17 protein-coding genes and 1 pseudogene are annotated in these 17,404 nt (G+C 35.3%); 10 read left to right on the top strand and 8 right to left on the bottom strand.

Going from position 1 to position 17,404, the window contains the following annotated elements; all coding sequences use genetic code 11:
- The first annotated feature begins 300 nt into the window (after positions 1 to 300).
- The 7 genes from U9966_RS04745 to parE all read left to right on the top strand — a co-directional run bounded on the left by U9966_RS04745 (position 301) and on the right by parE (position 8,323).
- Positions 301 to 1,641 carry a Na(+)-translocating NADH-quinone reductase subunit A gene (locus U9966_RS04745; RefSeq protein WP_306347601.1) on the top strand — a complete coding sequence of 447 codons (1,341 nt, stop codon included), beginning with the start codon at positions 301 to 303 and terminating at the stop codon, positions 1,639 to 1,641.
- A gap of 1 nt (position 1,642) precedes the next feature.
- Positions 1,643 to 2,875, top strand: coding sequence for an NADH:ubiquinone reductase (Na(+)-transporting) subunit B (locus U9966_RS04740; protein ID WP_306347573.1), 1,233 nt, complete (start codon positions 1,643 to 1,645; stop codon positions 2,873 to 2,875).
- The gene (locus U9966_RS04735; protein WP_306347572.1) at positions 2,868 to 3,641 is read left to right on the top strand and encodes a Na(+)-translocating NADH-quinone reductase subunit C; all 774 of its coding nucleotides are present in this window, start codon (positions 2,868 to 2,870) and stop codon (positions 3,639 to 3,641) included. Before U9966_RS04740 ends, U9966_RS04735 begins: the two co-directional genes overlap by 8 nt.
- Positions 3,641 to 4,267 carry an NADH:ubiquinone reductase (Na(+)-transporting) subunit D gene (locus U9966_RS04730; RefSeq protein WP_090919215.1) on the top strand — a complete coding sequence of 209 codons (627 nt, stop codon included), beginning with the start codon at positions 3,641 to 3,643 and terminating at the stop codon, positions 4,265 to 4,267. Before U9966_RS04735 ends, U9966_RS04730 begins: the two co-directional genes overlap by 1 nt.
- 2 nt (positions 4,268 to 4,269) lie before the next feature.
- Positions 4,270 to 4,866 (top strand): NADH:ubiquinone reductase (Na(+)-transporting) subunit E, encoded by a 597-nt coding sequence (gene nqrE / locus U9966_RS04725; RefSeq protein WP_090919218.1) that lies wholly within the window; start codon positions 4,270 to 4,272, stop codon positions 4,864 to 4,866.
- Positions 4,867 to 4,878: 12 nt separating this feature from the next.
- The gene (gene nqrF, locus U9966_RS04720) at positions 4,879 to 6,105 is read left to right on the top strand and encodes an NADH:ubiquinone reductase (Na(+)-transporting) subunit F (protein ID WP_090919221.1); all 1,227 of its coding nucleotides are present in this window, start codon (positions 4,879 to 4,881) and stop codon (positions 6,103 to 6,105) included.
- Positions 6,106 to 6,391: 286 nt separating this feature from the next.
- Positions 6,392 to 8,323, top strand: a complete 1,932-nt coding sequence (parE, locus tag U9966_RS04715) for a DNA topoisomerase IV subunit B (RefSeq protein WP_306347571.1) — start codon at positions 6,392 to 6,394, stop codon at positions 8,321 to 8,323.
- Positions 8,324 to 8,469: 146 nt separating this feature from the next.
- On the opposite strand, the gene rplI is transcribed toward parE, so the two are convergent.
- The 4 genes and pseudogenes from rplI to rpsF form a co-directional block, all read right to left on the bottom strand.
- Complete coding sequence (gene rplI, locus U9966_RS04710; RefSeq protein WP_306347570.1) at positions 8,470 to 8,919, bottom strand: 50S ribosomal protein L9; 450 nt, start codon at positions 8,917 to 8,919, stop codon at positions 8,470 to 8,472.
- Positions 8,920 to 8,935: 16 nt separating this feature from the next.
- Positions 8,936 to 9,163: a 30S ribosomal protein S18 gene (gene rpsR / locus U9966_RS04705; protein ID WP_005598105.1), complete on the bottom strand. Its 228-nt coding sequence runs from the start codon at positions 9,161 to 9,163 to the stop codon at positions 8,936 to 8,938.
- Positions 9,138 to 9,516 (bottom strand): annotated as a pseudogene (gene priB / locus U9966_RS04700) (primosomal replication protein N). The gene rpsR and the pseudogene priB overlap by 26 nt, the downstream one beginning before the upstream one ends.
- A complete protein-coding gene (gene rpsF / locus U9966_RS04695; protein WP_306347568.1) occupies positions 9,488 to 9,853 on the bottom strand; it encodes a 30S ribosomal protein S6 in 366 nt (121 codons plus the stop codon). The pseudogene priB and the gene rpsF overlap by 29 nt, the downstream one beginning before the upstream one ends.
- A 198-nt stretch (positions 9,854 to 10,051) precedes the next feature.
- On the opposite strand from rpsF, the gene U9966_RS04690 reads away from it, so the two are divergent.
- Complete coding sequence (locus U9966_RS04690) at positions 10,052 to 11,443, top strand: MATE family efflux transporter (RefSeq protein WP_306347567.1); 1,392 nt, start codon at positions 10,052 to 10,054, stop codon at positions 11,441 to 11,443.
- A gap of 144 nt (positions 11,444 to 11,587) precedes the next feature.
- Here the strand turns inward: U9966_RS04690 and U9966_RS04685 are convergent, their stop codons facing one another.
- Together U9966_RS04685 and efp are read right to left on the bottom strand one after the other, a co-directional pair.
- The gene (locus U9966_RS04685; RefSeq protein WP_306347566.1) at positions 11,588 to 12,403 is read right to left on the bottom strand and encodes a Cof-type HAD-IIB family hydrolase; all 816 of its coding nucleotides are present in this window, start codon (positions 12,401 to 12,403) and stop codon (positions 11,588 to 11,590) included.
- Positions 12,404 to 12,516: 113 nt separating this feature from the next.
- On the bottom strand, positions 12,517 to 13,083 hold the full coding sequence (gene efp, locus U9966_RS04680; protein ID WP_090923181.1) for an elongation factor P: 567 nt from the start codon (positions 13,081 to 13,083) through the stop codon (positions 12,517 to 12,519).
- Between the two features lie 118 nt (positions 13,084 to 13,201).
- Here efp and epmB point away from each other — a divergent pair, with 118 nt between their 5' ends.
- The gene (epmB, locus tag U9966_RS04675) at positions 13,202 to 14,209 is read left to right on the top strand and encodes an EF-P beta-lysylation protein EpmB (protein ID WP_306347565.1); all 1,008 of its coding nucleotides are present in this window, start codon (positions 13,202 to 13,204) and stop codon (positions 14,207 to 14,209) included.
- Between the two features lie 56 nt (positions 14,210 to 14,265).
- Here epmB and pgi read toward each other — a convergent pair whose 3' ends face one another.
- Entirely contained in the window at positions 14,266 to 15,906 is a 1,641-nt protein-coding gene (gene pgi / locus U9966_RS04670) for a glucose-6-phosphate isomerase (RefSeq protein WP_306347564.1), read from the bottom strand.
- Positions 15,907 to 16,162: 256 nt separating this feature from the next.
- Here pgi and U9966_RS04665 point away from each other — a divergent pair, with 256 nt between their 5' ends.
- Positions 16,163 to 17,044: an ORF6N domain-containing protein gene (locus U9966_RS04665; RefSeq protein ID WP_306347563.1), complete on the top strand. Its 882-nt coding sequence runs from the start codon at positions 16,163 to 16,165 to the stop codon at positions 17,042 to 17,044.
- A gap of 57 nt (positions 17,045 to 17,101) precedes the next feature.
- On the opposite strand, the gene ubiK is transcribed toward U9966_RS04665, so the two are convergent.
- A complete protein-coding gene (gene ubiK, locus U9966_RS04660; RefSeq protein ID WP_211599369.1) occupies positions 17,102 to 17,350 on the bottom strand; it encodes a ubiquinone biosynthesis accessory factor UbiK in 249 nt (82 codons plus the stop codon).
- Positions 17,351 to 17,404 lie beyond the last annotated feature (54 nt).

The following is a 17,404-nucleotide window of genomic DNA, read 5'->3' as shown; positions in this document are numbered from 1 at the left end:
TAAGTATTTTTGTTGATATATTGTTACGTATTGTTAAAATTTTTCATTAAAAAAGAGAAAAAAGTGACTTTTTAAGTGGAACTCTAAGGGCTTTTTTAGGTAGAATAGCGTGTTTATTTTTATTTTATGATTTTATCAGGAATATAAATAGTAAGATAAAAAATCAGAGTTTGAGAAATTAACAGGGTGATTTAAGAGTAAGTGGGGAAATGTTTATTCTTATTTTTAACTTTGGCTCAATAGTGGGATTGCAATTTTGCAATCATTGTATTAACCCAACAAAAAGTAGTGCAAATAATGATGATTACAATTAAACAAGGCTTGGATCTTCCTATTAATGGAAAACCAGCACAGGTAATCCAAGACGGTAATACCGTGAATGAAGTTGCGATACTGGGTGAAGAGTATGTGGGAATGCGTCCTTCGATGAAAGTTCGAGTGGGCGATGTTGTAAAAAAAGGTCAAGTTCTTTTTGAAGATAAGAAGAATTTAGGCGTTGTTTTTACAGCTCCAGCAAGCGGTAAAATCACAGCGATTAATCGTGGTGAAAAACGTGTTCTTCAATCAGTTGTAATTAGCGTTGAGGGTTCGGAGCAGATTACTTTTTCTCGTTATGATGTATCAGAACTTAGTACATTAAATGCAGATCAAGTGAAACAAAATTTAGTAAATTCAGGTATGTGGACAGCATTTCGTAGTCGTCCATTTAGTAAAATTCCGGCAATTGACAGTAAACCTTCCTCAATTTTTGTGAATGCAATGGATACTAATCCATTAGCCGCAAATCCTGAAGTGATCTTAAAAGCACATTGGCAAGATTTTATCAATGGTTTAACTGTATTAGGTCATTTAGATGAGAGCCCTATCCATCTTTGTAAAGCAGGTGGAAGTAATATTCCAACCGTCGATTTACCCAATTTAAAAATTCACGAATTTGAAGGTCCACACCCAGCAGGGTTAAGTGGTACACATATTCACTTTATTGATCCTGTCAGTATTTCTAAATCAGTTTGGTATATTAATTATCAGGATGTAATTTCTATCGGTCGTTTATTCACGAGCGGTGAATTATGTGCTGAACGTATAATTTCTTTGGCTGGACCTCAAGTAAAAGAACCTCGTTTAGTGAAAACGTGTGTGGGAGCAAACCTTTCTCAATTGACTCAAAATGAGTTAAAAGAAGGAGATAATCGAGTTATTTCAGGTTCTGTATTAAGCGGAGCAAAAGCAGAAGGTCCTGTTGATTATTTAGGGCGTTATGCTTTGCAAGTTTCAGTGCTAGCTGAAGGACGTCAAAAAGAATTATTTGGTTGGATTATGCCAGGTAAAGAGAAATTCTCTATCACACGTACAACCTTAGGTCATTTCAGTAAAAAATTATTTAATTTTAATACTGCTTTACACGGTGGTGAACGTGCAATGGTGCCAATCGGTGCTTATGAACGCGTGATGCCATTAGATATCATTCCAACATTATTATTACGTGATTTAGCTGCTGGCGACACTGATTCTGCACAGAACTTAGGCTGCTTAGAGTTGGATGAAGAAGATTTGGCACTTTGTACCTTTGTTTGCCCAGGTAAAAATGAGTACGGTCCTCTCTTGCGTCAGGCGTTAGAAAAAATTGAGAAGGAAGGTTAAGATGGGATTAAACAATCTTTTTGAAAAAATGGAACCTGCCTTTCATAAAGGTGGAAAGTATGAAAAATTCTATACTTTATTTGAAGCAGCTTATACCATTTTTTATACACAAGGAACAGTAACCAAAAAAGATTCTCACGTTCGTGATGCATTAGATTCAAAACGAATGATGATTATTGTTTGGTTAGCTCTGTTTCCTGCAATGTTTTATGGAATGTTCAATGTAGGTGAACAAGCCATTGCTGCTACACATCATTTGGGATCATTAGCAGATAGTCTTGTAAATAACTGGCACTACGGTTTATCAAATATGTTAGGGGCAACCTTAAGCAATGATGCTGGTGTATTTAGTAAAATGCTGTTAGGCGCAACCTATTTTCTTCCTATTTATTTAACCATTTTCTTAGTGGGTGGTTTCTGGGAAGTCGTATTTGCAATGGTGCGTGGTCACGAAATTAATGAAGGTTTCTTCGTTACTTCTATTTTACTCGCATTGATTGTTCCACCAACATTACCATTATGGCAAGCAGCATTAGCCGCAACCTTTGGTGTGGTTGTAGCCAAAGAAGTATTTGGCGGTGTAGGTAAAAACTTTATGAACCCTGCATTAGCGGGTCGTGCATTTTTATTCTTTGCTTATCCAGCTCAAATTTCAGGGGATATGGTTTGGACTGCTGCAGATGGTTTTTCTGGTGCAACTGCTCTTTCCCAATGGGCGGCTGGTGGTCAAGGCGCATTAACGCATTCAGTAACAGGTCAATCTATTACTTGGATGGATGCATTCTTAGGCAACATTCCAGGTTCTATGGGTGAAGTCTCAACCTTAATGCTTATAATTGGTGCCGCAATCATTGTCTTTACACGTATTGCTTCTTGGCGAATTATTGCTGGTGTAATGATCGGTATGATTGCAACATCGACATTATTCAATTTTATTGGCTCAGAAACTAACTCAATGTTTGCAATGCCTTGGTATTGGCATTTAGTATTAGGTGGTTTTGCACTTGGTATGTTCTTTATGGCAACTGACCCTGTGTCTGCATCATTTACCAATAAAGGCAAATGGTGGTATGGAGCATTAATCGGTACAATGTGTGTCATTATTCGTGTAGCAAACCCAGCATACCCAGAAGGTATGATGTTAGCCATTTTATTCGCTAACTTGTTTGCACCATTATTTGACTATGTTGTTGTTCAAGCTAATATCAAACGTCGGAGAGCTCGTAATGTTTAAGAATAAAGATAGCATTGGCGGAACAATTTCAATTGTTGTTCTGTTAAGTTTAGTTTGTTCAATTATTGTAGCTGGATCGGCAGTATTATTAAAATCAGCACAAGAAGAACAAAAAGCATTGGATAAACAAAAAAACATTTTAAATGTGGCAGGTTTGTTAAAAGGCGATGTAACTAAAAAAGAAGTGAAGCAAATTTATACTAAAAACATTGAACCTCGAATTGTAGATTTGGCAACAGGGGACTATGTTGAAGGTATTAAAAACTTTGATGCAAAAGTGGCAGCAAAAGATCCTGCTCAAAATGTTAAAATTTTACCTAATGATGATAAAGCCAGCATTCGCACTCGTGCAAAATATGCAGAAGTATATCTTGTAAAAGGTGAAGATAATCAATTAAACCAAGTTATTGTTCCTATTTATGGAACAGGCTTATGGTCTGTGATGTATGGTTTTATTTCTATTCAACCAGATGGAAATACTATCAATGGTATTACATACTATGAGCAAGGTGAAACACCAGGATTAGGTGGTGAGATTGAAAATCCAAAATGGCAAGCTCAGTTTAAAGGTAAAAAATTACTGAATGAACAAGGTGAGTCTGCTATCACTATCGCAAAAGGTGGTTCATCAGACAAAGAGCACGGAATTGATGCATTATCAGGTGCAACCTTAACGTCTCGTGGAGTTGATGGTACATTTAAATACTGGTTTAGTAAAAATGGCTTCGGTCCATATTTAGCAAAACTCAAAGCAGGAGCTAACTAATGGCAGATAAATCAAATATGAAAAAGTTATTGTTATCACCAGTAATGGATAATAACCCAATTGCATTGCAAATTTTGGGTATCTGTTCTGCGTTAGCAGTAACGACAAAATTAGAAACTGCAGTGGTAATGACATTTGCGGTAATTTTTGTAACAGCATTCTCAAACTTGTTTATTTCAATTATCCGTAACTATATTCCTAATAGTGTGCGTATTATTGTGCAAATGGCAATTATTGCATCATTAGTAATTTTGGTTGACCAAATATTACGTGCTTATGCTTATGGTTTGTCTAAACAGCTTTCGGTATTCGTTGGTTTGATTATTACAAACTGTATCGTAATGGGACGTGCAGAAGCCTTTGCAATGAAATCTGCACCATTAGAAAGTTTTGTGGATGGTATCGGAAATGGTTTAGGTTATGGTGCAATTCTTGTGACTGTTGCCTTTATTCGTGAGCTAATTGGTTCAGGAAAATTATTTGGAATGACTGTTTTCCAAACCATTCAAGATGGTGGTTGGTATCAAACAAATGGCTTGTTCTTACTTGCTCCAAGTGCGTTCTTTATCATCGGTTTTTTAATTTGGGGGCTTCGTACTCTCAAACCTGAACAAGTGGAGAAATAATAATGGAACATTATATTAGTCTATTTGTAAAATCTGTATTTATTGAAAATATGGCACTGTCTTTCTTCCTTGGTATGTGTACATTCCTTGCGGTATCTAAAAAAGTATCAACTGCTTTTGGTTTAGGTATTGCAGTAATCGTGGTTTTAGGTATTTCAGTACCTGTAAACCAATTAGTTTATGTTCACGTACTAAAAGAAAATGCACTTGTTGAAGGGGTTGATTTAACCTTCCTTAACTTTATTACCTTTATCGGTGTTATCGCTGCATTAGTACAAATTCTAGAAATGTTTTTAGATAAGTTTGTACCAGCACTTTATAATGCATTAGGTATTTTCTTACCGCTAATCACTGTAAACTGTGCAATTTTTGGTGGTGTATCATTTATGGTACAACGTGAATATAATTTTGCAGAATCAGTGGTTTACGGTATTGGCGCTGGTACAGGTTGGATGTTAGCCATCGTTGCTCTTGCAGGGATCACAGAGAAGTTAAAATATGCGGATATTCCAGCAGGACTTCGTGGTTTAGGAATTACCTTTATTACCGCTGGTTTAATGGCATTAGGATTTATGTCATTTTCAGGTATTCAACTATAAGGAGCATATCGAATGAGTAATTTTATTTTCGGTATTATCGTATTTACTGCAATCGTATTTGCATTAGCCGCACTTATTTTAGTGGCTAAATCAAAATTAGTAGATTCAGGCGATATTACCATTTCAATCAATGATGATCCTGAAAAAGCAATTACATTACCTGCTGGAGGAAAACTACTAAATGCACTAGGTAGCAAAGGTATTTTTGTTTCTTCAGCTTGTGGGGGCGGTGGCTCTTGTGGTCAATGTGTGGTTAAAGTAAAAAGTGGTGGAGGTGAAATCCTACCAACTGAGCTTTCGCATATTACTAAACGTGAAGCACAAGAGGGTTATCGCTTATCTTGTCAAGTTAGTGTAAAAAGCAATATGGATGTTGAGTTACCAGAAGAGATCTTTGGTGTAAAAAAATGGGAATGTACCGTTATTTCTAACGATAATGAGGCAACCTTTATCAAAGAGCTTAAGTTGGCAATTCCTGATGGTGAAGATGTGCCATTCCGCGCGGGTGGTTACATTCAAATCGAAGCTGAACCACATACTGTGGCTTATAAAGATTTTGATATTCCAAAAGAGTACCACGAAGATTGGGACAAATTTGATTTATGGCGTTATGTATCTAAGGTTGATGAGCCTATCGTACGTGCTTACTCAATGGCTTCATACCCAGAAGAGAGAGGCATTATTATGCTAAACGTACGTATTGCAACGCCTCCTCCTCGTAACCCAGATGTTCCACCGGGTCAAATGTCATCATACATTTGGTCACTTAAAGCAGGTGATAAAGTCACAATTTCAGGTCCATTTGGTGAATTCTTTGCGAAAGACACCGATGCTGAAATGGTATTTATCGGTGGTGGTGCGGGTATGGCACCAATGCGTTCACATATCTTTGACCAACTAAAACGTTTGAAATCAAAACGTAAAATGTCATTCTGGTATGGTGCAAGATCAAAACGTGAAATGTTCTATGTAAATGATTTTGATACGCTTGCAAAAGAGAATGAAAACTTTGAATGGCACGTAGCACTTTCAGATCCACAACCTGATGATAATTGGACTGGTTACACGGGCTTTATTCACAATGTGCTTTATGAAAACTACTTAAAAGATCACGAAGCACCAGAAGATTGTGAATACTATATGTGTGGACCTCCAATGATGAATGCAGCTGTAATTGGTATGCTAAAAGATCTAGGTGTTGAAGATGAAAACATCCTACTTGATGATTTCGGTGGCTAATTAAAAAATAATTATTTATTGAAATTTAATAGTATTATCACAACCCCAAAATTTAAATATTATTTTGGGGTTCTTTGTATCAATAAATAATAAGATAGCGGTAAGATATTTATTATTTTTTGCAAATTCTTACATTTATCTACCCGCTATAGTCACAAAAAATAAGTTTATTACAAAAAATAAAATTTAATAATTAATCAGTAGCAACTAATGATTGTGACTTTTGTCGCAATTCGTTAAAATCGCGTTCTACTTTCAATAATACAAAAATCAGAGAAAATTTTTTATGGCAGAAAAACGTTACGATGCAGATGAGATAACCGTTCTTAAAGATCTTGAACCTGTTCAGCTTCGTCCAGGAATGTACACTGATACCACTCGTCCTAATCATTTAGGGCAAGAAGTGATTGATAATAGTGTCGATGAAGCATTAGCAGGATTTGCAACCCAGATTGATGTTATTCTACATAAAGATAATTCTCTAGAAGTCATTGATGACGGACGTGGTATGCCTGTGGATATTCATTCCTCTGAAAAAATTTCAGGGGTGGAATTAATTCTAACCAAACTTCACGCAGGCGGTAAGTTCTCCAATAAAAATTACACTTTTTCAGGTGGTTTACACGGTGTAGGAATTTCAGTGGTAAATGCCCTTTCAGAACGTGTTGAAGTAACAATCAAGCGTGATGGTAAAGTGCATACTATTGCATTTTCAAATGGTGCAAAAATTGAAGAATTACAAGTGATTAAAAAGTGTTTAAAGCGTGATACGGGAACAACGGTTCGCTTTTATCCAAATCCAAAGTATTTTGATTCTGCTAAATTCTCCGTAAGCCGTTTACGTCATTTATTACGTGCCAAAGCAGTACTTTGTCCTAAACTAACTGTTAATTTCACAGATCATATCAACGATATTCAAGAAACTTGGTATTATGAAGATGGTTTATCCGATTATTTAACCGATGCCCTCAATGAATATGAAACATTGCCAAAAATACCTTTTACGGGAGATATTGTAGAAGAAACGGATGCATTAAGTTGGGCATTAAGTTGGTTGCCTGAAAATGGTGAATTGATTGCAGAAAGTTATGTAAACTTAATTCCAACATTGCAAGGTGGCACACACGTTAATGGGTTGCGTCAAGGATTATTAAATGCAATGGTAGAGTTTTGTGACTTCCGTAATCTTTTACCTCGTGGAGTAAAACTAACAGCAGATGATGTTTGGGGACGTTGTAGTTATGTACTTTCTCTAAAAATGCAAGATCCTCAATTTGCAGGGCAAACCAAAGAGCGTTTATCTTCTCGTCAAGCAGCGAGTTATGTTTCAAATATTGTAAAAGATGCTTTTAGTTTATGGCTTAACCAAAATGTGCAAGCAGGACAACAAATTGCAGAATTAGCCATTAGTTCAGCACAACGCCGTTTACGTGCCTCAAAAAAAGTGGTGCGTAAAAAATTGGTCAGTGGTCCTGCTCTACCCGGTAAACTCGCTGATTGTACCGCTCAAGATTTAACTCGCACCGAACTTTTCCTTGTGGAAGGAGATTCTGCAGGGGGGTCAGCGAAACAAGCTCGTGATAAAGAATTTCAAGCTATTTTACCGCTACGAGGTAAAATTCTAAATACGTGGGAAGTATCACCAGAGCAGGTGTTGGCCTCCAATGAAGTACACGACATTGCTGTGGCGTTAGGAATTGATCCTGATAGTGATGATTTAACTCAACTACGTTATGGCAAAGTGTGTATTCTTGCTGATGCAGATTCTGATGGTTTACATATCGCTACTCTACTTTGTGCCTTATTTTTACGCCATTTTCCAAAATTGGTTAAACAAGGACACGTTTATGTGGCAATGCCCCCTCTTTATCGTATTGATATCGGTAAAAACGAAGTACATTATGCTTTAGATGAAGTGGAAAAAGAAGCAATTTTAACACGTCTGGCGAACAAACGAGGCAAACCTAATGTACAACGCTTTAAAGGATTAGGTGAGATGAATCCAAGTCAATTACGTGAAACCACAATGGATCCAAGTACACGCCGTTTAGTACAGCTTACTTTTGATGAAACAGCACAAGCACTTGACATAGCAAGTGAAATTGAAGATGAACCAAATACTTTTGAGATAATGGATATGCTATTAGCAAAAAAACGCTCAGAAGATCGTAAGCAGTGGTTACAACGTCGAGGTGATGAAGCAGATTTAGCCGTTTAACCTATAAGATAAAGATAGATAAGTATATTTTTTGATACTTATTAAATAAAAAGGTCTAGATGTTTATCTAGACCTTTATCAGAAACCTTAAAACCATCTAGTCTAAACTTAGACAGTTCTTAAAGCATTTTGTTTATTGTTAAAGATTACTCTGCAACAACAACGATAGTCACTTCAGATGCAACTTCTGCGTGAAGTTGAACTTTAACAGTGTATTCGCCCAATGCACGAAGTGGACCTTCGCCTAAACGAACTTCACTCTTCGCTAATTCAACACCTGCTTTAGATACTGCATCAGCAATATCACGCGCACCAATTGAACCGAATAAACGACCATCTTCACCAGCATTAGATGCAACGGTAATTGCTTCTAGTGCATTCATTTGATCTGCTCGAGCTTGTGCTGCTACTAATACTGCTGCTGCTTTTGCTTCTAATTCAGCACGACGTGCTTCAAAATGTTCAATGTTTGCTTTAGTTGCCATAACTGCTTTACCCTGTGGGATTAAGTAGTTACGAGCAAAACCTGATTTAACATCTACTTGATCGCCCACACTACCTAGGTGAGCAATTTTGTCTAATAAAATAACTTGCATTTACTGATTCCTCTTCTTACTGATGATTGTCAGTGTATGGTAACAACGCAAGGTAACGAGCGCGTTTGATTGCACGTGCTAATTGACGTTGATACTTCGCACGAGTACCAGTGATGCGGCTTGGTACAATTTTGCCGCTTTCTGAAATGTAGTTCTTTAATGTAGCGATATCTTTGTAATCGATTTCAACAACATTTTCCGCTGTAAAACGGCAGAACTTACGACGACGGAAATAACGTGCCATAGTGGCTTCTCCTAATCTATAAATTCAATTTGCTCGGTATGTAAAACTAACTGGTTTAAACCGTTATAGTCTTTGTGAGTATGAATAAAACCTTTAATTCTCACTTTACAACCGACCGTAATATGTTTTGTTTGTGTACTAAATTGTTCTCCTGCCAATACTACCTTTATTTTACACCACACTTGGCGTTGTAAATTAACTTCTGTTCGATTAGAACGATGTTCTAAATAAAAACTATAAGTTGGTATTTTAGCTGGACTTAAGTTTTGTTTAACTCCTGTAACAACATTGCCAGTGAGTGTTAAACAATTCTCAACAAACAACTTACTCGCCCGCACCTTCTGGTTTAGCATCAGAAGCTTTACGCTCATCTTTTGCTTTAGCCATTGGAGATGCTTCTGTTACGGCGTGCTTAGTACGAATGATAACGTTACGAAGAACGGCATCATTAAAACGGAAGTTTGTTTCTAGCTCGTCGATTACTGCTTGAGGCGCTTCTACATTCATTAACACATAGTGTGCTTTGTGTAGTTTATTAATTGGGTACGCTAATTGACGGCGACCCCAATCTTCTAAGCGATGAACTTGACCATTTGCTTCTTTAATAGAAGTAGTATAACGTTCGATCATACCTGGTACTTGTTCGCTTTGGTCCGGATGAACCATAAAAACGATTTCGTAGTGACGCATATTGATCCTTACGGGTTAATCAGCCTTCGAGATAGCTCAGTCACAACGCTTTCGAAAGCAAGGATAAAAAATAAAAGTGTGACTGAAGGCAATATTATACGGATTATTTCTTTTTTCACAAGTAAAAATTTTGCAAAATGTTTAGTTAAACTGACCGCTTAGGAGTATAATGCGTCGTCAAATTTAAGGAACATAGAGATGAAATTCAACCGCCAACATTATTTAGAAAATATCCAAAAACTATTCAAACTATCCACCCCCATTTTTATCGCCCAGCTTTCAATGTCTGGAATGGGATTGTCTGATATTATTATGGCAGGATTAGTGAGTGATAATGATGTTTCCGCACTGGCGGTGAGTAACTCCATCTACTTCCCTCTTTTTCTTTTTGTGATTGGCGTAATTTATGCAATCACACCTATTGTTTCATATCTGAACGGCTCAGGACAACGTGAACTTATTGCACAACAAATTCGCCAAGGTTATTGGATTGTTTTTATATTAAGTATTCCTCTTATTATTATTTTTACCCATAGTCATTGGATTTTAGATTTTATGGAAACACCACCTGAATTTTCTATAAAATCACAACACTACCTTACTATTATGGCAATTGGCGTTATTCCTGCATTGCTAATGGTGAATTTACGTTGTTTAAACGATGGACTTTCCACCACCAAACCAGCAATGTTTATTACCTTTATTGGATTATTAGTCAATGTCCTCTTAAATTATATTCTTATTTTTGGAAAACTTGGCTTTCCAGAAATGGGGGCGGTTGGCTGTGGCGTGGCGACGACCATTGTAAACTGGGTTATGTTTTTACTCCTATTACACTATTGCTACACCACACCAAGTCAAAAAGATATTCACTTATTTGATAAATGGTTTGAACGCCCAAATAGCGCTATTTTATGTAAAATCACACGTTTAGGCTTACCTATTGCCTTTGCAACATTTACGGAAGTAATGCTATTTTCTGCCTCTGCATTATTGCTTTCTCCCCTTGGTGCTCAAGTGGTTGCCAGCCATCAAGTTGCCTTACAAACAAGCTCTCTGTTCTTTATGATCCCATTTTCATTTGGTATCGGTGTCAGTATTATGGTTGGGCAAGCTTTAGGTAGAAAAGATGTGGAAGAAGCAAAATATTTAAGCTACTACGCCATCGGTACAGCACTTATCTTAGCAAGTATTACGGCAGTTATTATTATTTTATTCAGTCACTGGATCCCTTATCTCTTTACCCAAAATGAAGTGTCGGTTGCAATGGCATCTTACTTACTTATTTTTGCTGCAATTTACCAACTTCCTGATGCTGTGCAGGCTGTATGTAATGGTATTTTAAGAGGCTATAAACATACTCGCTCTATCACTTACATAACCATATTTTGTTATTGGGGAATTGGAATGCCATTTGGGTATATTCTTTCTCGTACTAATTGGATTGTTGAACCTCTTGGAGCAAAAGGTTTTTGGATGATGTTCTGTGTTTCATTATTGATTGTTGCAGGATTATTTTTTTACCAAATGCGAAAAATTCAACGTATTCCTGCAAATGAACTAATTGATAAGCTAGAAAATATGAAATAAATAGTCAAAAATAAGCGGTTACATTGTAAGAAAAATTTGCAAATTTTTTCATACAAGTTACCGCTTTAATATAGAAACTTTCGCCTTCCACTTTAAATTTTATCCCATTTATCCAGTATTTCATTTCACAGCTTTATACTTTAACTAGCCAAACAATTTCTGTAAATAGTGTGCAACTGCTTCGTCTTTATTTGAACCAATAATTTCGTTTTGAGGGAGTTTGATTTTTAAATTTTGATCTGCATTACTCATAATACAGCCTTTACCTACTCTTGAAAGCATTTCAATATCATTTAATCCATCTCCAAATGCAATACAATCTGCCATAGTATAACCTTTTAATTTAACTAATTTTTCAAGAGCATTGGCTTTACAAACCCCTTTATTCATTACTTCTAAACAATAAGGTAATGAGCGAGTAATTTGTACTTGGTTACTATATTGTTGAATAATATATTGTTCAATTTGGTTTAAGTCATCTGCTTGTTTTGCTAAATAACATATTTTTTCAGTTTGTTTACTATGATGTGTAGAAAAATTGACTACTTTATAGCAGTAGCCAGATTCTATATGAAATTGTTTTAATTCTGGTATATCTTTATTAATAAACCAATCATCTCCTTGATAGGTATTAATACATACTTTTGTTTCATCAAAATCAATATTCATTAATTCAAAAGCAATTGTTTCAGGCAGATATTCGTTAGATAAAACCTCACCAGATAATTTATTTGTTCTCGCTCCATTTGAGGTAATTAACATTGCATCATCAAGATTAATTTTACTAATAATGTGTTTTACATCAGGATAATTTCGTCCTGTTGCTAAAAAAATATCTACACCTTTTTGAGCCAGCTGTTCAAGAATCTCAGTAGTAAAATTACCTATTTTATGATGAGTATTAAGAAGTGTTCCATCTAAATCTGAAACAATAGCTCGGAATGGGAGTGAATTTAACATATAAAATCCTTTTAAAAGGAATCAACATAAAAGAGCACGAATAGAAATACTCGTGCTATATTTTTTTGTTTAATAAAAATAAAGTTGAGTATTTTCATACTCAACCTAAAAAACTATTTTACACGAGATACATATTCACCAGAACGAGTATCTACTTTTATGACTTCTCCAATCTGGATAAATAATGGAACTCGAACTACAGCACCAGTACTTAAGGTTGCTGGTTTGCCACCTGTTCCTGCAGTATCGCCTTTCAAACCTGGATCTGTTTCAATTACTTCTAATTCAACAAAGTTTGGAGGTGTAACCACAATTGGGCTATCATTCCATAAAGTAATCACACAATCAGCTTGATCTACAAGCCATTTGTCATTATCCGCCACAGCTTTTGCATCGGCAGCAATCATATCAAATGTTTCTGGGTGCATAAAATACCAAAAATCTTCATCTTTATATGAATAATTATAGTTAGTATCCATTACATCTGCCGCTTCGACTGTTGAACCTGATTTAAAGTTGATTTCTAAAACCTTACCTGAAATCAATTTACGAATTCTTGTACGAGTAAAAGCTTGTCCTTTTCCTGGTTTTACAAATTCATTTTCAACGATGGTGCAAGGTTCACCGTCTTGAATAAATTTAAGACCTGGTTTGAAATCAGTTGTACTATAAGTTGCCATTTTATCCTCAAAATTAACTATCTAAATATATAAAAATTTATTATTAATACTATCTTAGTTTATACAGCTAGTATAAACTTTATGCTTTTGGAATGAAAGCTAAAATATTAACGTATATATGATACATCAAAATATAAAAATTGGCGAAAAAAAACCGCTATGGTTACAGGATTTAGCACAAGCATTTAATGATCCTATCGATCTCTTAAACTATTTAGAGTTCGATCCTAAAGAGTTTGAACAAGATTTATTAGCTCGCAAACTCTTTGCAATGCGAATACCACGTCCTTTTGCCCAAAAGATGCAAAAAAAAGATAAAAATGATCCACTATTTTTACAGGCGGTCACATCTTTGGAAGAATTTACAAAAATGGAAGGATTTACTACCGATCCACTTGAAGAGCAGGAATCCCCCGCTCCTAATATTTTACATAAATATCAGAACCGCTTGTTATTAATGATAAAAAATAGCTGTGCTATTAATTGTCGTTACTGCTTTCGTCGTCATTTTCCTTATGATGAAGTAAAAAATGGAAAAACGGTATGGGTAGAAAGTTTAAACTATATTCGAGAGCAGAGTGAGATCGAAGAAGTCGTGCTATCTGGAGGTGATCCGATGATGGCAAAAGATGAAGAATTTGATTGGCTAATTACTCAATTAGAAAAGATAACTCACATTAAAACACTGCGTATTCACTCTCGTGTACCAGTGGTTATTCCAAATCGAATTACTGAAAAATTATGCGATATATTTAAACAAACTCATTTAAATATTGTATTAGTTACCCATATCAATCACGCAAATGAAATAGATGAATACTTTGCTGAAAAAATGAAAATGTTACGTGATACGAATGTCACTTTACTTAATCAATCGGTATTGTTGAAAGGAGTAAACGATGATGCAAAAATTCTTAAAGCATTAAGCGATAAATTGTTTTCTATGTCTATTTTACCTTACTATCTACACGTATTAGACAAGGTTGAAGGAGCAAGTCATTTTTATATTGATGATAATCAAGCCTTTAAGATTTATAAGGAGCTACAACGTATTTCATCTGGCTATCTTGTGCCAAAGCTCGCAAGAGAAGAAGCGGGAAAACCAAATAAAACACTACTTGGATAATGAGCATAAAAAAGCCTCAACTATTTTAATATAATTGAGGCTTATTATTTAAATAATTAACGCCAAGCCTTAAACTGATTGATCAAGCCATTGGTTGAACTATCGTGGCTTGCGATCGTTTCATCATTTTCAAGTTCTGGAAGAATACGGTTCGCTAATTGTTTACCTAATTCAACCCCCCATTGGTCAAAGCTATAAATGTTGAAAATAACGCCTTGTACGAAAATTTTGTGTTCATACATCGCAATCAATGCCCCTAAGCTATAAGGTGTGATTTTTTGTACTAAAATTGAGTTGGTTGGACGGTTACCTTCAAACACTTTAAATGGTACGATTTCCGCCACTTCTTCAAGGGTTTTACCTGCGTCTAAAAATTCTTTTTCAACTACTTCTTTTGATTTACCAAAAGCCAACGCCTCTGTTTGTGCGAAGAAGTTTGAAAGTAATTTACTGTGATGATCCGATACTTGGTTGTGTGTTTGTGCTGGTGCAATAAAATCACAAGGAATAATTTTAGTTCCTTGGTGGATCAACTGATAGAACGCGTGCTGACCATTTGTACCCGGTTCGCCCCAAATAATTGGGCCTGTTTGGTGTGTCACCACTTTGCCATCACGTCCAACATATTTACCGTTTGATTCCATATTTCCTTGTTGGAAGTAGGCTGCAAAACGGTGTAAATATTGGTCGTAAGGTAAAATTGCTTCAGTTTCAGCCCCTAAGAAATTGCTGTTCCAAATACCAATTAAGGCTAAAAGTGTTGGGATATTTTGCTCAACAGGTGCAGTTAAGAAATGCTGATCCATTTTATGCGCCCCTTCAAGCAACTGCTCGAAGTTTTCAAAACCGATAGATAACGCAATAGAAAGCCCGATTGCTGACCATAATGAATAACGTCCGCCAACCCAGTTCCAGAATTCAAACATATTTTCAGTATCAATACCAAATTTTGCCACTTCGGTTGCATTGGTTGAAAGTGCCACAAAGTGTTTTGCTACCGCACTTTCATCTTTCGCACTGGCTAATAACCAATCACGTGCTGAATGTGCATTTGTCATTGTTTCTTGTGTCGTAAAAGTTTTTGATGCCACTAACACAAGAGTCGTTTCAGGGTTACATTTTTTCAAGGTTTCTGCGATATGCGTACCGTCCACGTTAGACACAAAGTGCATTGTTAAATGATTTTTATATGGACGTAACGCTTCGGTAACCATATAAGGGCCTAAATCTGAACCACCGATACCAATGTTAATCACATCAGTAATCGCTTTATCTGTATAGCCTTTCCACTCGCCAGAAATTACACGCTCACAAAAACCTTTCATTTTTGCTAATACCGCATTTACCTCTGGCATTACATCGTTACCGTCCACCATAATTGGCGTATTAGCACGATTACGCAATGCAACGTGTAACACCGCACGATCTTCGGTACGGTTAATTTTTTGACCAGAGAACATCGCTTGTTTTGCAGATTCAAGCTGACACTCTTCCGCTAATTTATACAACAAATCTAAGGTTGTTTGATTGAGCGCATTTTTTGAAAAATCCACTAACATTTGATCTTCAAATTGACGTGAATAGCTATCAAAACGCTGATTATCCTGTGCAAATAACTCTGCGATAGTTAAATTTTCCGCTTTATGTTGCTCTAATTGAGCCCATGCAGTTGTTTGAGTTGGATTGATATTTTTCATTTAATTTCCTTATACGAGATTTAATATTGAAATTGGTACTTATATTTTGATAGTGCATAATTTTAGCTGAATTAGCGCATAATTGTAAGGTATTAATTCAATCAATAATTTCAATCAATAATTTCAATCATTATTCTTTTTTGAATGAAATGGCGATCATAATATTAAAAAGTAAAAATGCGATGAGGATCGCAAAAATTAAAAAATATTTATTGTTCTTTTAGATATACTGTCATAAAAAATCAAGGATAATCCAATGAATAAAATAGCTGAGCACTTTGATATCAAATCCAAAATCTACACCATAAGAAATAAACAAGTAATGTTAGATAGAGATCTCGCTTCACTTTATGGTGTAGAACTCAAAAGATTAACAGAACAAGTTAAAAGAAATATTGCTCGATTTCCTGAACATTTCAGATTTCAACTCACTCAACAAGAATATGAAAATTTAAGGTCGCAATTTGCGACCTTAAGATCTGGCGAAGAAAATAATACTTGGGGAACTCACACAAAATATTTACCCTATGTTTTTACCGAACAAGGTGTGTCAATGCTAAGTGCTGTTTTAAGAAGTAGTACCGCAATAGAAGTCAGTATAAAAATAATTGATAGCTTTGTTACAATGAGAAAATTTATTGCTCAAAATGGTGATATTTTTAAACGAATTGAAACACTAGAACAAAGCCAACTTATTACCAACACGAATATCGATAAGATTTTCAAAGCACTAGAAAATAAAGAGCAAATTCAACAACAAGGTATTTTCTTTAATGGTCAAATTTTTGATGCACATAAATTTGTATCTGATTTAATTAGAAAAGCACAAAAACACATTGTACTCATTGATAACTATATTGATGATTCAACTTTGACACTTTTTCAGAAAAACCAACGTATAAATGTCACTATTTATACTCATTCAATGAACAAAACCTTAAAACTTGATTTAGAAAAATATAATCAGCAATACAAAAAAATAGACATTCAAATAAATAAAAATTTTCACGATAGATTTTTAATTATTGATGATAAAGATATTTACCTTATTGGTGCGAGTTTAAAAGATTTGGGTAAAAAAGTGTTTGGGTTTTCATTATTAAAGGATATTGACGTGAATTTTTATAAAAAAATATAGACAGGGCATCCCCATCTATATCTTAAAATTTGTAAATTCTACAAAAAATCTACCCGCTTATTTCTGCTCTGCTGAATTTATTTCATCCAAACGTTTTTCTAATTCATTTAATTTTTCACGGGTACGCAATAAAACCTGTGATTGCACATCAAATTCTTCACGAGTAACCACATCTAACTTTGATAATTGTGCTTGTAAAATTTGTTTGAATTTTTCTTCTAAATCGCTACCGACATTTTTTAGACCTTGTGGTAATGAATTATGAAGTTGTTGTGCGATATTTTCTAATTTTTTAGGATCTAACATTCTTTTCTCCTTACTTAATTTGAGAGATAAGCGGTTACATTCTTGTAAAAATTT

This window comes from Pasteurella atlantica (assembly GCF_963693435.1).
Lineage (GTDB): Bacteria > Pseudomonadota > Gammaproteobacteria > Enterobacterales > Pasteurellaceae > Phocoenobacter > Phocoenobacter atlanticus.
This window is presented reverse-complemented; position numbering and strand designations above follow the sequence as displayed.

Bases quoted from the DNA above. Each gene is read 5' to 3' on its own strand.
- U9966_RS04745 (WP_306347601.1), top strand. From the start codon at position 301: ATGATTACAATTAAACAAGGCTTGGATCTTCCTATTAATGGAAAACCA.
- U9966_RS04740 (WP_306347573.1), top strand. From the start codon at position 1,643: ATGGGATTAAACAATCTTTTTGAAAAAATGGAACCTGCCTTTCATAAA.
- U9966_RS04735 (WP_306347572.1), top strand. From the start codon at position 2,868: ATGTTTAAGAATAAAGATAGCATTGGCGGAACAATTTCAATTGTTGTT.
- U9966_RS04730 (WP_090919215.1), top strand. From the start codon at position 3,641: ATGGCAGATAAATCAAATATGAAAAAGTTATTGTTATCACCAGTAATG.
- nqrE (WP_090919218.1), top strand. From the start codon at position 4,270: ATGGAACATTATATTAGTCTATTTGTAAAATCTGTATTTATTGAAAAT.
- nqrF (WP_090919221.1), top strand. From the start codon at position 4,879: ATGAGTAATTTTATTTTCGGTATTATCGTATTTACTGCAATCGTATTT.
- parE (WP_306347571.1), top strand. From the start codon at position 6,392: ATGGCAGAAAAACGTTACGATGCAGATGAGATAACCGTTCTTAAAGAT.
- rplI (WP_306347570.1), bottom strand. From the start codon at position 8,919: ATGCAAGTTATTTTATTAGACAAAATTGCTCACCTAGGTAGTGTGGGC.
- rpsR (WP_005598105.1), bottom strand. From the start codon at position 9,163: ATGGCACGTTATTTCCGTCGTCGTAAGTTCTGCCGTTTTACAGCGGAA.
- rpsF (WP_306347568.1), bottom strand. From the start codon at position 9,853: ATGCGTCACTACGAAATCGTTTTTATGGTTCATCCGGACCAAAGCGAA.
- U9966_RS04690 (WP_306347567.1), top strand. From the start codon at position 10,052: ATGAAATTCAACCGCCAACATTATTTAGAAAATATCCAAAAACTATTC.
- U9966_RS04685 (WP_306347566.1), bottom strand. From the start codon at position 12,403: ATGTTAAATTCACTCCCATTCCGAGCTATTGTTTCAGATTTAGATGGA.
- efp (WP_090923181.1), bottom strand. From the start codon at position 13,083: ATGGCAACTTATAGTACAACTGATTTCAAACCAGGTCTTAAATTTATT.
- epmB (WP_306347565.1), top strand. From the start codon at position 13,202: ATGATACATCAAAATATAAAAATTGGCGAAAAAAAACCGCTATGGTTA.
- pgi (WP_306347564.1), bottom strand. From the start codon at position 15,906: ATGAAAAATATCAATCCAACTCAAACAACTGCATGGGCTCAATTAGAG.
- U9966_RS04665 (WP_306347563.1), top strand. From the start codon at position 16,163: ATGAATAAAATAGCTGAGCACTTTGATATCAAATCCAAAATCTACACC.
- ubiK (WP_211599369.1), bottom strand. From the start codon at position 17,350: ATGTTAGATCCTAAAAAATTAGAAAATATCGCACAACAACTTCATAAT.